Genomic DNA, 13,049 nt, shown 5'->3' on the forward strand with positions numbered 1-13,049 from the left:
TAGCAAAAAGTATTTACCTCGTTATCTTGCCGAATTCTGTTTCAAGTTCAATTGGCGCTTTAACCTTAAAAAAACATTCGAACAGCTTATTTATTCATGTATCCGGGCAGCGCCTATACCTGAGTATTTACTCAAGCTAGCTGAGATTCGATGGTAATCAGGAATTTTTTTCAGTTAATAAGTATAAATTCAATGGAATTTAAATAGCAATTAACCAAAAGAAATCAACATAAATGGTAATAAACAACCATGTGATTTGTTAGATTCAAAGTACATCTGAAAACAATTTAGACGATGCCAGGTTGACAAAATTAGAAATTTGCACCAACATCAAAGTTGACAAACTTGAATTTTTGCACCTTTAGAGAAAACAACAAATGCCAAACATCCGCTACCCTTGGGAATTCCATCCACAATTAAGTGAAGAACGTTTAAGTATCATTGCAAAAGAACTACTCAATGTGCTTGATCATACCTATGAGCAGCTTTCTACACCATTAGATGATAATTATACCCGGGGAACCTGTACATTTGGCCGCCAAAGACAATGCCTTATTCAGCTCTGTATGAAAGGTACTTATGATTGGCTAAAACTAACTAATCCTAATATGGATACGACCATCGAAATAGAAACAATCCCACTTCGTTTTTTTACTGATGACCCAGAAAACCCTAAAAAATCAGGCTTCTTTCGCCGTAACAGTGTAGACCAACTCTGGGCACCAGAAATCACGATACCAACAATATGGCGCTTTATTGTAGAAAAGCCCCAGTTTGAAGGCGAAGGTGCACAAGTTCATTTTGCTGGTTACAACGAGCATGAAGAAATGTTGTCTCAATGGACTTACGATAACAGCAAAATATCTACGCTGCATTCTACAGACAACACACCGCCATCTGCGGTAACAATCGAATTGGATCCTATCAGTGCTGCGGTGCCTGATAAATCCAGAGAAAACAAGCGCAACAACAAGTAGTAGGTGACAAGTGTTCAATGGTTCTAATTTGCGATTAGCTCGTCTGTATCACGAGCTATCTCTTGAGCAAGTGGCTGAGCGGGTTAATAAAACCCGCCAATATATTCAGCGGCTGGAATCCGGCTTTGCTGTGCCAACTAATGAACTTTCTAATGAATTAGCGACTGTATTGCAGGTTACTCCTGCGTTCTTTGAAACCCAAATACAATCTCCTGTGAACGAAGAGATTGTTCATTTCCGTAAACGCAGCGCAATTAGAGTAGCAACAAAATTAGCAGCACTTGCAAAGGCTGAATTATACAGACGATTAATCGTCGTTTTTGAAGAAAATCTAAATTTACCGTCAGTGTTATTTCCTGAATTAAAAGCAAACTCCCCGGAAGAAGTTGAACGAGCAGCAGAGAAATGTCGGATTGATTGGGGATTAGGGTTTGGGCCAATTGAAAATGTGACTCGCCTGGCTGAAAAGCTAGGTGCATTTGTTACCTCGTTTGACTCAGTATCTGATGATGTTGACGCGTTATCCGTTCCATTAGATCGACCTTTCATTGTCAGAAATACAGCCAAGAAATCACCATGCCGACAACGGTTTGATATTGCACATGAAATTGGACATCTTGTGTTACACGGCGGAATATCTACCGGTGACAGAATAACCGAATCTCAAGCCAACCAATTTGCCTCTGCCCTACTTTTACCACGAAGTGCGATGGCTAAATATTTCCCTGCCCCGATAAGCGGAAGAATCAACTGGCGAGGTCTAAGTGAGTTCAAATTAACTTGGAAAGTAAGTAAAGCAGCAATTATTTATCGGGCGCATCAGCTTTCCCTTTTAACCGATACGCAATACAAAACGGCTTTTTTGGGGCTTAAACGTAAGGGAGAAGCTATTGAGGAAAAAGAGGATTATCTTATTCCCCATGAAAAACCTGAATTATTTCATCGAGCAATAAAAGTGCTTATTAATGATGTTTGTATTGATATTGAAACATTAGCTGAGCGTCTGAAAATTACAGTGCCAATGCTACTTGAACTCGCTAACGATAGTTCACTTTATGAGCTTAATGATCAGACAAATTCTGTAAATGTCATTTCGATGTTTTCATATCGATCCAGAATAGCGTGATTATTCTCCATCCTGTTCAAATTAGGCTCTTATTAATACAAACCAATTATCATTTTATCTCAACCGCGCTTTCCAGCGCGGTTATTCAATGGAAAAATCAGTGACAATTAACCTGATGAAACCACTTCCATCCCTACCAAGCCCACTTTCAGATAGCCCGATTTACGCAAAGAATCCATCACACTCATCAGTGTTTCATAATCCACGGTTTTATCAGCTTGAAAGAAGATGGTTGTCTCTTTATTGGATTGGGTGGTCTGATCCAATACCGCCGCCAAAGTATCATAATCGACCTGTTGATCTCCGACATAAAGCTGGCGATCAGCTTTAACCGTCAAGAATACCGGTTTTTCTGGACGCGGCTGTGGTTTTGCCGACGAAGCAGGTAAATCCACTTTGATATCAACGGTTGCCAGTGGTGCTGCTACCATGAAGATAATCAATAACACCAACATCACGTCAATAAATGGTGTGACGTTGATTTCATGCAATTCGCCACTATCATCCAGATCTTCATTAAGACGTATTGCCATAAATCACCTTGTCTTGCTATTTGCTAAATCCAGATCACGGCCAAGCAGTAATATTGACTGTGCCGCCATGTCACCAACCTGACCACGGTAAGCAACGATCATACGGGCGAAGATGTTATATATCACAACGGCAGGGATCGCTGCGACCAAACCCAGTGCTGTCGCTAACAAGGCCTCCGCAATACCCGGCGCCACAACCGCAAGGTTAGTTGTCTGTGAGTGGGCAATACCGATAAAGCTATTCATGATGCCCCACACCGTACCAAACAGACCAACGAAAGGAGAAATCGCCCCAATGGTTGCCAGATAGCCATTACCACGCCCCATATGACGGCTGATAGCCGCAACGGAACGTTCCAAGCGGAAAGCGGCACGTTCTTTCGTGCTATTCAGATCAGTGCTCTCAGAAGATAACTGACGTTCTGACTGTACTTCACTCAGCAATAAGCGGCTGATGCTGTGTTTGTGGAAACCTTCGGCAATTTCCGCAGCCTGATCAAGGCTGTTAACGTCCGCTAGAGCTAATCGCTCTTTACGCAAACGACGACCAGATGCCAACAGTTCAGTACCTTTTGAGAAGAACAGAGCCCAAGTAATAACAGAAGCAATCACCAGACCAATCATAACGGTCTTAACCACAATATCGGCGTTCTGATACATGCCCCAAATGGACAGATCAGTAGCAAAACCACTGGAAAGGTTGGCTTCATCAGCAGGAATTTTAGGTGCAACCTCATCCGTTGCAACCGGCGTCACTTGGGTGGATTCTGTCGCAGATACCGCTTGCGGGGCAATCTGATTTGCAGATGGTGCAGTTGTGTCCGTCGTTGCCTGAGTAGTCGCTGGAGTAGACCCTGCAATTTGCACGGTTTTTTCCGTGGTATTGTTATCTGTTGCAGATGCTGGTGCTGTATCAGCCAATGCTGAACCTGTCAGCCCGAACGCTAATATTATTGAAGCAGTCAAATTTCGCATCAGTTGGCCTTTACTCCCTTTGCTATAAACCTTGTTATTTAGCAGTGAATTACTTTTCGTCATCTCACTAACCTTATCTATTACTGAGTCTTCACCAGATTGAATGAAAATGCAGGCTGATAATATCAAACATTAAGTGATTTGATAGTAATTATCATTATTGTTTAATAAAAAAGTATTACCCCTTCACAAAATAAAGTTAAACCCCCCCTACTCACAGGTAATGAGATGAATTTTCGTCAAGTTGTCTTAATCCTTTTGTACAAAAAGGTCTAAATCTTTTAACGTGTTAACTCTATTTTTTACACCATTTCAAAAATTGAAGTGTTAAAGGTGGCAATGGATCATGGCAGAAAAAAAACTGGAAACTTTACTGGTCAATGCAGGTAGAAGCCAAAAATTTACGCAAGGCGCAGTCAATCCCATCATTCAGCGAACTTCATCGGTAATCTTCGATTCTGTCGCCGACAAAAAACATGCTACGCAAAACCGGGGCAAGAGCGAACTGTTTTATGGCCGCCGTGGTACACAAACTCATTTCTCTTTTCAAGCAGCAATGGCTGAACTGGAAAGTGGCGCAGGCTGTATGCTTTACCCTTCTGGCGCTGCCGCGATTAGTCATACCATTCTCGCTTTTGCCGCCGCAGGCGATCATATTCTATTAACCGGTTCAGCTTATGACCCGACGCAAAGTTTCTGTGACAAAATATTGTCACGGATGAATATTACCACCGATTATTTCGATCCCATGATTGGCGAAGAGATTGCTGATCTGATTAAGCCCAATACCAAAGTGGTGTTTCTTGAATCTCCTGGCTCCATCACAATGGAAGTGCAAGATATCCCCGCGATTGTCCGTGCAGTGCGCCAAGTCAATCCAGATATTGTCATCATAATCGATAATACTTGGGCGGCAGGTGTGCTGTTTAAAGCGCTAGAATTCGGCATCGATATTTCGATTCAATCAGGCACCAAATATATTATTGGTCATTCAGACGCGATGTTAGGGATTGCCGTGGCTAATGAACGTTGTTGGGCGCAACTGCGAGAGAACTCCTATTTGATGGGGCAGATAGCCGATGCCGATACGGTCTATATGGCCAGTCGCGGATTGCGTACTTTAGCCATTCGCTTGAAACAACATGAAAAAAGCAGTATTGAAGTCGCGCGCTGGCTGCAACAACGAACCGAAGTTGCCGCTGTCTATCACCCCGCTCTGCCTTCCTGCCCCGGTCACAATAATTTTATCCGTGATTTCAGTGGCAGTAGCGGCCTGTTCTCTTTTCAATTGAAAAAGAAGTTAACTCCCCAACAATTTACGGATTATCTGGATAATTTTCACCATTTTAAAATGGCATTCTCGTGGGGCGGTTTTGAATCTCTGATCCTAGGTTATCAACCAGAAGAGATAAAAATGATACGTCAATACGATATTTCACACAGGACGGGCACTCTGTTCCGCCTGCATGTCGGGCTGGAAAATGTTCAAGATTTGATTGATGACCTCGCAGAGGGATTTGGTCGAATTTCGACTTGAGTAATCTTATTGTTATTCAATGTAATAAACTGAAAAACTTAACATTTGAAATCATAATGAAGCGATAATATAGATATATTGCCAGTACAATGCATTTGCATTACACTTTGTTGAACAGATTCTCAAATCAGCATAACGAGGTAGAAATATGCACGCATTACCAAATGTTGAGTTCGAGGTTGGTGCAGAATCCAAGCTTACCAGTCGCAGCCAGACAACCATCCCAACATCTGTCCGTAAAGCGCTTAAGTTAAAACCAGGTCATGACAGTATCGCATATAAGATTTTATCTTCTGGTGATGTACTTATCAGCCGTAAAAATAGTGAAGAAGAAAAAGATCTTGTCATGGAATCATTTCTGGACTTTCTGGCAAAAGACATTCGGAGACATCCGGAACAAGTACAACAATTAGATGAACAACTCATTAACCAGGCGAAGTCACTTATCGCTGGAATAGACATAGATCTGAGCAACCCATTATCTGCTGACGATGAGTAAAGACTATGTATGATCGAGTATGTGTAATAAACGGATGGGCTCTTTTTGCTCATCCGTGCTTTGTAGAACAATTAAAACAATCAATAGATAAGGTAGAACAACTTCAACAAAAATATCCAAATGACTACTTGAAAAAAAATGATACAAAACGCTTGGCTGCAATCATAAAACTCATTACTGAAATTATTCCCAATGACCCAACTAATATAGCCTTTCGTTTAGGTGACACATTAGGTGGCAAAAGAAAACACTGGTTCAGAGCAAAATTTTTCCAACAATATCGCCTTTTTTTCCGTTTTCACGCTGAAAGTAAAATTATTATCTTTGGCTGGGTAAATGATGAGAGAACAAAAAGGGCATATGGTGATAAGCACGATGCTTACAAAGTATTTGGTGAAATGCTTAATGCAGGACACCCACCAGACGACTGGAACTCTCTTTTAAAAGAATCCATTGATTCACCACACTTAACTAAACTTATTAATGAACATTAGTCATAGTTTCTCCTTATCCGGGATAAAATCAAGCCATGCTTAAGCTTTTACTGTAAACTGACTTTATATATACAGATGCAATAAATTTATTTTATAACAGTGGCGGGATAAGCAATGGAAGTACTAAACGGGATCATGCAGGCATTATGGCAGCATGACTTTTCTAAACTTGCCAACCCCGATGTTCTCTGGATTATCTATGGCATTCTATTCGTGACACTGGTTCTGGAAAATGGCTTATTACCCGCCGCTTTTCTGCCCGGTGATACTCTGTTAATCCTTGCCGGTGCATTAGTTGCCAAGGGAGTCATGAGTTTTATCCCAACCGTTTTTATATTAACAGCGGCGGCAAGTATCGGTTGCTGGCTCGGCTATCTTCAAGGGTTATGGCTTGGTGATACCAAACGGGTTAAAGATTGGCTGGCACAACTTCCTATTCAGTATCGCCAACGAGCTAACGAGCTGTTTTTCAAACATGGTTTGGCCGCGTTACTGATTGGCCGTTTTTTGGCTTTTGTTCGCACTCTGTTACCAACATTGGCGGGTATATCCGGCCTTAATAGTAAACGCTTTCAAGTTTTTAACTGGTTGAGTGGCCTGCTATGGGTTGTCATCGTGGTCGGTTTTGGTTATCTCCTGAATCAGATCCCGTTTATTAAAATTCACCAAGATTTGGTGATGAACATTTTGATAATTTTACCCATAGTGCTGTTGCTAAGTGGTTTAAGCGCCTCTCTGTTGATGTACTGGCGCCACAAGAAAATCTCGGCGACAAAACGTAAATAAAAGTCATCATGGTTTACAAGCAGCAGCAAGGTTTTTATCCTTAACTTAATGTACCAATATTATATAGGCTAAAGCTCAGCACTAAGTGATATTGTTGGTATCGATGCGCCACCAAACCGGTTAATTCATGTGTTCGACCATGTATTGATCACAATACATGGCTTAGATCACGCCAATTGTATTACTTCCTTCAATTACGCTTAATATCAACTTAATATCAATCGCCATAATTTTAATTGATATTTTAAGTCTCTCTTTTTATAGGAGTTAGTAATGGATAATCAACCTATTATCAGACTTGCTGATGGGAATCACATGCCACAATTGGGGCTTGGATCATGGGCCGCAGATGACCAGAAGATAGCAGAAACAATCCATGCTGCACTGGATATCGGTTATCGGGCAATTGATACCGCCGCTATCTACAACAATGAGAAAGGCGTAGGCAACGCGTTACAAGAAACAGATATCCCCCGTGAAGATATCTTTGTTACAACTAAATTGTGGAATGACAGACACCTTGATGCCCGTGCTGCCTTGGCAGAAAGTCTGGAAAAGTTGCAACTGGATTATGTTGACCTTTATCTCATTCACTGGCCTGCACCACCGCAAGATCAATACGTCGGTGCCTGGCAACAATTGATTGAATTGCAGAAAGAGGGGCTTATTCGCAGTATCGGTGTTTCTAACTTCCAATCTGAACATATCCAGCGACTGATCAATGAAACCGGCGTTCATCCCGTCATTAATCAGATTGAGTTGCACCCGCTGTTACAACAACGTCAGCTTCATGCCTGGAATGCCACACATAATATCGTTACCGAATCCTGGAGCCCACTGGCACAAGGTGGTGAAAATGTATTTGATAATCAATTGGTTCAACATCTGGCACAAAAGTATGGCAAAACACCCGCGCAGGTTGTTATCCGCTGGCACATTGATAACGGCATGATTGTGATCCCAAAATCAACCACGTTATCGAGAATTAAAGAGAACTTTGATGTATTCGACTTCAAACTAGAAAAAGAAGATTTGACCGCGATGACTACGCTGGATATCGGTAAACGTCTGGGACCAACCCCTGAAATATTCGTTGACTTCAGTGAGTTCATTCAGCTTCTTGAGCAAAATAACGCTAATAATCAGTGCTGAAAAACGGCTGATAAAATTGATAGAGTGATAGCGGGCAAAGCAGAATTAAAACGTGCGCGGCATCAACGCCGCGCCCCAATTTTGCTGAGCTATTTTTATGGTTCTGCCGATTATCACTCATCTGGTTTTTTCCATTATTGATTGACCGGTATAGTCACTAACTGCCCAACAGAGCCGCGATCGGCCATTTCCAGAATCTGGCTGTAATAGAGGAATGGGAAGTGTTCATAAGAGGGCTGGTTCATATAAACCAGCAATTCCACCCGCCCATCAACCCAAACAGTATCCTTCCAACCATAATCTTGCGGCTGAGGGGCCTCTCCGTTGTGGTTAATCACCTTAAACTGCACACCTTCAATATGGAATGGTTGTGGGGCAGAGGCATTTACGATCCAACGCTCCCACGTTCCTTGCTGGCTAGTAATATCCACCCGATTCATATCCCATAACGCACCGTTTATTCCAGGCGTATTATCATCAAGATAAATTTCCCGGTTACGGATTGCACTGGAAACTGGCGTAACATCATCAACCAGACGAGATGGGAGATTATCTGTCACCAGAGATAATAAACCGGTTGCTTTAATGGTCAGAACGGTGCTGGAAATCAACACCGTAGAGGGTTCAAACAACCCACGTAACTTGTCAAGTACCCCGGCTGATTCACCCGCGGTAACAACAACTTCATCCCCTTTGGACATATCAATTAATACCTCACGCCGTTCTCCTGGCGCAAGGGAGAGTTGCTGAACGGCTATCGGCGCAGGTAACAGACCCAAATCAGTGCCTATCATATAGAAAGGACGGCCATCACCAATCTGTAACTGATATCGGCGGGCATTGGATGCATTGAGTAAACGTAAACGGATCCAGCCACGAGATACCTCAATAAAAGGATTTTGTACGCCATTAACTAACAGAGTATTACCGATAAATCCACTATCAGAGGCTGGTTGATACTCAGGAACCCCAAAGTTATCCAACCGTTTATCTTGCAGAATAACCGGGAAATCATTAACACCATAGTGTTTCGGCAACGGCAAATGGCGGCTGGTTTCATCTTCTACCAACCACATACCAGCCAAACCTTTATAAACATGTGGTGCCATCCGATTAGGTGTATTGGCATGATACCAGCAAGTTGCCGCCTGCTGACGAATAGGCAACACTGGCGACCAGTCAGACCCCGGAGAAATCTGACGGGCAACTCCACCGGTCAATGTACCCGGTAATTGTAATCCGCTGACCGTCATCGAAACCGGCTCCGCTAACCGATTACTGTATATCAGTTTGACATCATCGTTTTTATGAACCCGTACAGTCGGACCAAGGTATTGGCCATTAATTCCCCATACACTGGTTTTATATTGTCCATCAAAAGTCCAATGCGCTTTTTGTAAAGTCAGAAATAACGGCTGCCCACTACGGGATTCCAATAAAGGGGGAACCGGCAAAGCAGTCTGCTGATTTTTGCTGGCTCGAACCAATAGAGGAGCGGCTCCGATACACATCGCCAAACCTGATACCTGAATAAATTGGCGCCGACTAAATGACATATTTTCTCCGCGACAAACCTAATTAAATTCCGGGTTTATATGCCTCAAAAATAGTTGAGACACTGCAATCATTCACCCCGGAAGCGAATAACTCATTATTGAAGTTATTAAAGCTTATTATCCTTTTGATTGCGCTTAACAAAAACATTATTTATCAAGCACTCATCATAACGCGAATATGAAGGGAATTAAACTATCTGAATGCATTACACGAATCTCTTCCGGTCAGCGATAAATGCATGTCATTTCCGACTAATAATAAATTGTGGTCATGGACAACGAACAAAAATCCTCACATATACTAAATATGTGAGGATTAAAGTACGCTTAAAAGCTATCGCCTTTGTCAGACCCGCATTTTATTATAAAAGAGTGGCTACAAATAACCTATACCCTATTTCTCCATTGCAGCCAACTCTTCATCCAATGCATCTATTTTAGCTTTCATCACTTTATGACAATATTCTGCCAGCTCACGCACCTGCTCTTTGGTATATCCAGAAGTATCAATGGGAGGCAACATTTCAACAATGACGGAACCATTATTCCAGCGACTCAGCTTAATACGTCCATTAGTGATGGAAGAAACGCAGACCGGGACAATCGGCACTCCCGCAGAGATCGCAGCATGGAAAGCGCCAGTTTTAAACGGCAACAAACCACGACCACGACTGCGTGTCCCTTCCGGAAACATCCAAACAGAAAGATGACGATTTTTAATCTGCTCCACAACCTGGGTAATCGTGCCATGTGCTTTGGCACGGTTAACACGATCAATCAGAATATTGCCAGCCAACCAATAAAGCTGACCAAAAAATGGGATCAGCACCAACGTTTTTTTACCTACCGTCACTGTGCCCGGCTGAACTGCATTGGACATAGTTATCATGTCATAGTTGTTTTGGTGGTTGCCAATGTAGATACTCGGACCATATTGCCTGGCTTCAGCAGGAATACGTTGAATAATTTTGACGCCAAATATTTTCGACAACCGACCAAACATATTCCCAAACACCATAACATGGTCAGGGTGACGTGGCCTGAATAAACAGTAAATAGCACCAGAGACACACACTACAATCGAAAACAGAACAACAATAATGCCGCGAATAATTGCTAACATAGCCGCCTCTTATTTAATCCCACTATTTAGTTACGTTAGTAGCAGAAGGTGGAGTCTCAACCTGTACCCGTTCAATACGCTGCAACCCACGAGGCAGAGGCGTCCCCTTACGACCACGTTCTGCACGGAATTTCTGAAGATCTTCAGGACGCAACGTCAATTTACGCTTTCCAAAATAAAGTGTAATAGACGATTGTGGCGGTAGTATCAATAACCAACTCAACAGGTCATTTTCTGCGGCTGACTGAACAGAAATTATCTTATTCCCTTTCCCTTTAGAAAGTTGCGGCAAATCCGCAACCGGGAACATTAACATCCGGCCTGCGCGGGTAATTGCCAACAACATATCATCCTGCGGGTTATTTATTTCCAGCGGCGTCATGACGCGAGCCTTTTCCGGCAATGTAATCAGTGCCTTACCTGCTCGGTTTTTAGCAACCAAATCACTAAAAGTACAGATAAAGCCATAACCAGCATCAGAGACCATCAGAAACTTCTGTTCATCCGGCGCCATCAGTACATGTTCTACCATTGCCCCTGCGGGTAAAGTCAATTTACCTGTTAGTGGTTCCCCCTGCCCTCTGGCAGAAGGTAAATCCCGCGGATCAAGCGAGTAACTGCGACCTGTTGTATCAATAAAAACAACCGGCTGATTGCTCTTACCACGAGCCGCTCCACGGAAGCTATCACCTGCTTTGTAATTCAGCCCGGCTGGATCGATATCGTGGCCTTTCGCACTACGAACCCAACCCATCTCGGACAATACGATTGTCACCGGCTCAGAAGGTGTGATGTCATGCTCACTCATCGCTTTGGCCTCATCACGTTCTCTCATTGGAGAACGACGCTCATCACCATAAGTGGCCGCATCAGCCATGATCTCTTTCTTCAACAGCGTATTCAGTTTGCGCTCAGACCCCAGAATCGCCTGTAACTTATCGCGTTCTTTTGCCAACTCATTCTGTTCGCCACGGATTTTTACCTCTTCCAGTTTAGCTAAGTGGCGTAATTTCAGCTCAAGAATGGCTTCCGTTTGCGTCTCACTTAAACCAAAACGTGACATTAATACCGGTTTTGGCTCATCTTCACTACGGATAATGTGAATGACTTCATCAATATTGAGAAATGCGATCAGTAAGCCTTCCAGCACATGCAAGCGCTTAAGGACTTTTTCCAAACGATGGTTCAGACGCTTACGAACTGTTTCCCGGCGGAATACCAACCATTCGGAGAGGATCTCAACCAGCCCTTTCACGGTCGGACGATTATCCAATCCGATCATATTCAGGTTGACGCGATAACTCTTTTCCAAATCTGTCGTAGCAAACAGATGATTCATCACCTGCTCTAAATCAACCCGGTTTGTACGAGGGACAATAACCAGACGAGTTGGATTTTCATGATCAGATTCATCTCGTAAGTCATCAACCATAGGCAGCTTTTTAGCCCGCATTTGGTTAGCGATCTGTTCCAACACTTTGGCACCAGAAACCTGATGCGGCAGCGCAGTGATCACGACATTGCCATCTTCTTTTGACCAAACAGCTCGCATCCGTACCGAACCACGGCCATTTTTATAAATCTTACGGATATCTTCGTGAGAAGTGATGATCTCCGCTTCAGTCGGATAATCAGGACCTTTAACGTGTTCCATCAGATCATCAAGGGAACTCTGTGGCTTATCCAGCAGCGTAATCAGTGCATTTACCACTTCACGCGCATTATGGGGCGGAATATCTGTCGCCATCCCCACCGCAATACCGGTGGTGCCATTCAGCAAAATATTTGGCAAACGCGCCGGCAGCATTTTCGGTTCCTGCAACGTACCGTCAAAGTTTGGCACCCAATCAACGGTGCCGTGCCCTAACTCAGCCAACAGCAACTCGGCATATTTGGACAGGCGAGACTCGGTATAACGCATCGCGGCGAAAGATTTGGGATCATCCGGCGCTCCCCAGTTTCCTTGCCCATCCACTAAAGGATAGCGGTAAGAAAATGGCTGCGCCATTAACACCATAGCTTCATAACAGGCGCCATCACCATGCGGATGGTATTTACCCAGTACATCACCCACGGTACGGGCGGATTTCTTAAATTTGGCGGTATTGTTCAACCCCAGTTCTGACATGGCATAAACAATACGGCGCTGAACCGGTTTTAAACCGTCACCGATAAAAGGCAACGCCCTATCCATGATGACGTACATGGAGTAGTTCAGGTAGGCGGTTTCAGTAAATGAGTGGAGCGGCAAACGCTCCACACCATCGTGAGTTATCTCACTCATTCGCTAA

12 protein-coding genes and 1 pseudogene are annotated in these 13,049 nt (G+C 43.3%); 8 read left to right on the top strand and 5 right to left on the bottom strand.

The window, feature by feature from the left end; translation table 11 throughout:
- The 3 genes and pseudogenes from SLS51_RS18050 to SLS51_RS18060 all read left to right on the top strand — a co-directional run.
- Positions 1 to 157 (top strand): annotated as a pseudogene (locus tag SLS51_RS18050) (IS1595 family transposase); the annotation flags it as partial.
- A gap of 220 nt (positions 158 to 377) precedes the next feature.
- Positions 378 to 977, top strand: a complete 600-nt coding sequence (locus tag SLS51_RS18055) for a hypothetical protein (protein ID WP_323840020.1) — start codon at positions 378 to 380, stop codon at positions 975 to 977.
- Positions 978 to 987: 10 nt separating this feature from the next.
- Positions 988 to 2,103, top strand: coding sequence for a helix-turn-helix domain-containing protein (locus SLS51_RS18060; protein ID WP_323840021.1), 1,116 nt, complete (start codon positions 988 to 990; stop codon positions 2,101 to 2,103).
- Positions 2,104 to 2,210: 107 nt separating this feature from the next.
- On the opposite strand, the gene exbD is transcribed toward SLS51_RS18060, so the two are convergent.
- On the bottom strand, positions 2,211 to 2,636 hold the full coding sequence (gene exbD, locus SLS51_RS18065; protein WP_323840022.1) for a TonB system transport protein ExbD: 426 nt from the start codon (positions 2,634 to 2,636) through the stop codon (positions 2,211 to 2,213).
- A gap of 3 nt (positions 2,637 to 2,639) precedes the next feature.
- Positions 2,640 to 3,611: a tonB-system energizer ExbB gene (exbB, locus tag SLS51_RS18070; RefSeq protein ID WP_323840054.1), complete on the bottom strand. Its 972-nt coding sequence runs from the start codon at positions 3,609 to 3,611 to the stop codon at positions 2,640 to 2,642.
- Between the two features lie 346 nt (positions 3,612 to 3,957).
- On the opposite strand from exbB, the gene metC reads away from it, so the two are divergent.
- From metC to dkgA, 5 genes are all read left to right on the top strand, one after another.
- Positions 3,958 to 5,148, top strand: coding sequence for a cystathionine beta-lyase (gene metC, locus SLS51_RS18075; protein ID WP_323840023.1), 1,191 nt, complete (start codon positions 3,958 to 3,960; stop codon positions 5,146 to 5,148).
- A 148-nt stretch (positions 5,149 to 5,296) separates the two neighbouring features.
- The gene (locus tag SLS51_RS18080) at positions 5,297 to 5,647 is read left to right on the top strand and encodes a type II toxin-antitoxin system PrlF family antitoxin (protein WP_165577230.1); all 351 of its coding nucleotides are present in this window, start codon (positions 5,297 to 5,299) and stop codon (positions 5,645 to 5,647) included.
- Between the two features lie 5 nt (positions 5,648 to 5,652).
- The gene (locus SLS51_RS18085) at positions 5,653 to 6,141 is read left to right on the top strand and encodes a type II toxin-antitoxin system YhaV family toxin (RefSeq protein WP_323840024.1); all 489 of its coding nucleotides are present in this window, start codon (positions 5,653 to 5,655) and stop codon (positions 6,139 to 6,141) included.
- Positions 6,142 to 6,255: 114 nt separating this feature from the next.
- Positions 6,256 to 6,927, top strand: coding sequence for a DedA family protein (locus SLS51_RS18090; protein ID WP_323840025.1), 672 nt, complete (start codon positions 6,256 to 6,258; stop codon positions 6,925 to 6,927).
- A 273-nt stretch (positions 6,928 to 7,200) separates the two neighbouring features.
- Positions 7,201 to 8,079, top strand: a complete 879-nt coding sequence (dkgA, locus tag SLS51_RS18095) for a 2,5-didehydrogluconate reductase DkgA (protein WP_323840026.1) — start codon at positions 7,201 to 7,203, stop codon at positions 8,077 to 8,079.
- A 134-nt stretch (positions 8,080 to 8,213) separates the two neighbouring features.
- On the opposite strand, the gene ftsP is transcribed toward dkgA, so the two are convergent.
- The 3 genes from ftsP to parC all read right to left on the bottom strand — a co-directional run bounded on the left by ftsP (position 8,214) and on the right by parC (position 13,042).
- Complete coding sequence (gene ftsP, locus SLS51_RS18100; protein ID WP_323840027.1) at positions 8,214 to 9,635, bottom strand: cell division protein FtsP; 1,422 nt, start codon at positions 9,633 to 9,635, stop codon at positions 8,214 to 8,216.
- Between the two features lie 394 nt (positions 9,636 to 10,029).
- Positions 10,030 to 10,758 (bottom strand): 1-acylglycerol-3-phosphate O-acyltransferase, encoded by a 729-nt coding sequence (locus SLS51_RS18105; protein ID WP_323840028.1) that lies wholly within the window; start codon positions 10,756 to 10,758, stop codon positions 10,030 to 10,032.
- Between the two features lie 22 nt (positions 10,759 to 10,780).
- Positions 10,781 to 13,042 (bottom strand): DNA topoisomerase IV subunit A, encoded by a 2,262-nt coding sequence (parC, locus tag SLS51_RS18110; RefSeq protein ID WP_323840029.1) that lies wholly within the window; start codon positions 13,040 to 13,042, stop codon positions 10,781 to 10,783.
- Positions 13,043 to 13,049 lie beyond the last annotated feature (7 nt).

Source organism: Photorhabdus africana (assembly GCF_035181445.1).
Classification (GTDB): domain Bacteria; phylum Pseudomonadota; class Gammaproteobacteria; order Enterobacterales; family Enterobacteriaceae; genus Photorhabdus; species Photorhabdus laumondii.

Coding starts and splice junctions, on each gene's coding strand:
- parC (WP_323840029.1), bottom strand. CDS start 13,042: ATGAGTGAGATAACTCACGATGGTGTGGAGCGTTTGCCGCTCCACTCA.
- ftsP (WP_323840027.1), bottom strand. CDS start 9,635: ATGTCATTTAGTCGGCGCCAATTTATTCAGGTATCAGGTTTGGCGATG.
- exbD (WP_323840022.1), bottom strand. CDS start 2,636: ATGGCAATACGTCTTAATGAAGATCTGGATGATAGTGGCGAATTGCAT.
- metC (WP_323840023.1), top strand. CDS start 3,958: ATGGCAGAAAAAAAACTGGAAACTTTACTGGTCAATGCAGGTAGAAGC.
- SLS51_RS18085 (WP_323840024.1), top strand. CDS start 5,653: ATGTATGATCGAGTATGTGTAATAAACGGATGGGCTCTTTTTGCTCAT.
- SLS51_RS18105 (WP_323840028.1), bottom strand. CDS start 10,758: ATGTTAGCAATTATTCGCGGCATTATTGTTGTTCTGTTTTCGATTGTA.
- SLS51_RS18090 (WP_323840025.1), top strand. CDS start 6,256: ATGGAAGTACTAAACGGGATCATGCAGGCATTATGGCAGCATGACTTT.
- exbB (WP_323840054.1), bottom strand. CDS start 3,611: ATGCGAAATTTGACTGCTTCAATAATATTAGCGTTCGGGCTGACAGGT.
- SLS51_RS18080 (WP_165577230.1), top strand. CDS start 5,297: ATGCACGCATTACCAAATGTTGAGTTCGAGGTTGGTGCAGAATCCAAG.
- SLS51_RS18055 (WP_323840020.1), top strand. CDS start 378: ATGCCAAACATCCGCTACCCTTGGGAATTCCATCCACAATTAAGTGAA.
- dkgA (WP_323840026.1), top strand. CDS start 7,201: ATGGATAATCAACCTATTATCAGACTTGCTGATGGGAATCACATGCCA.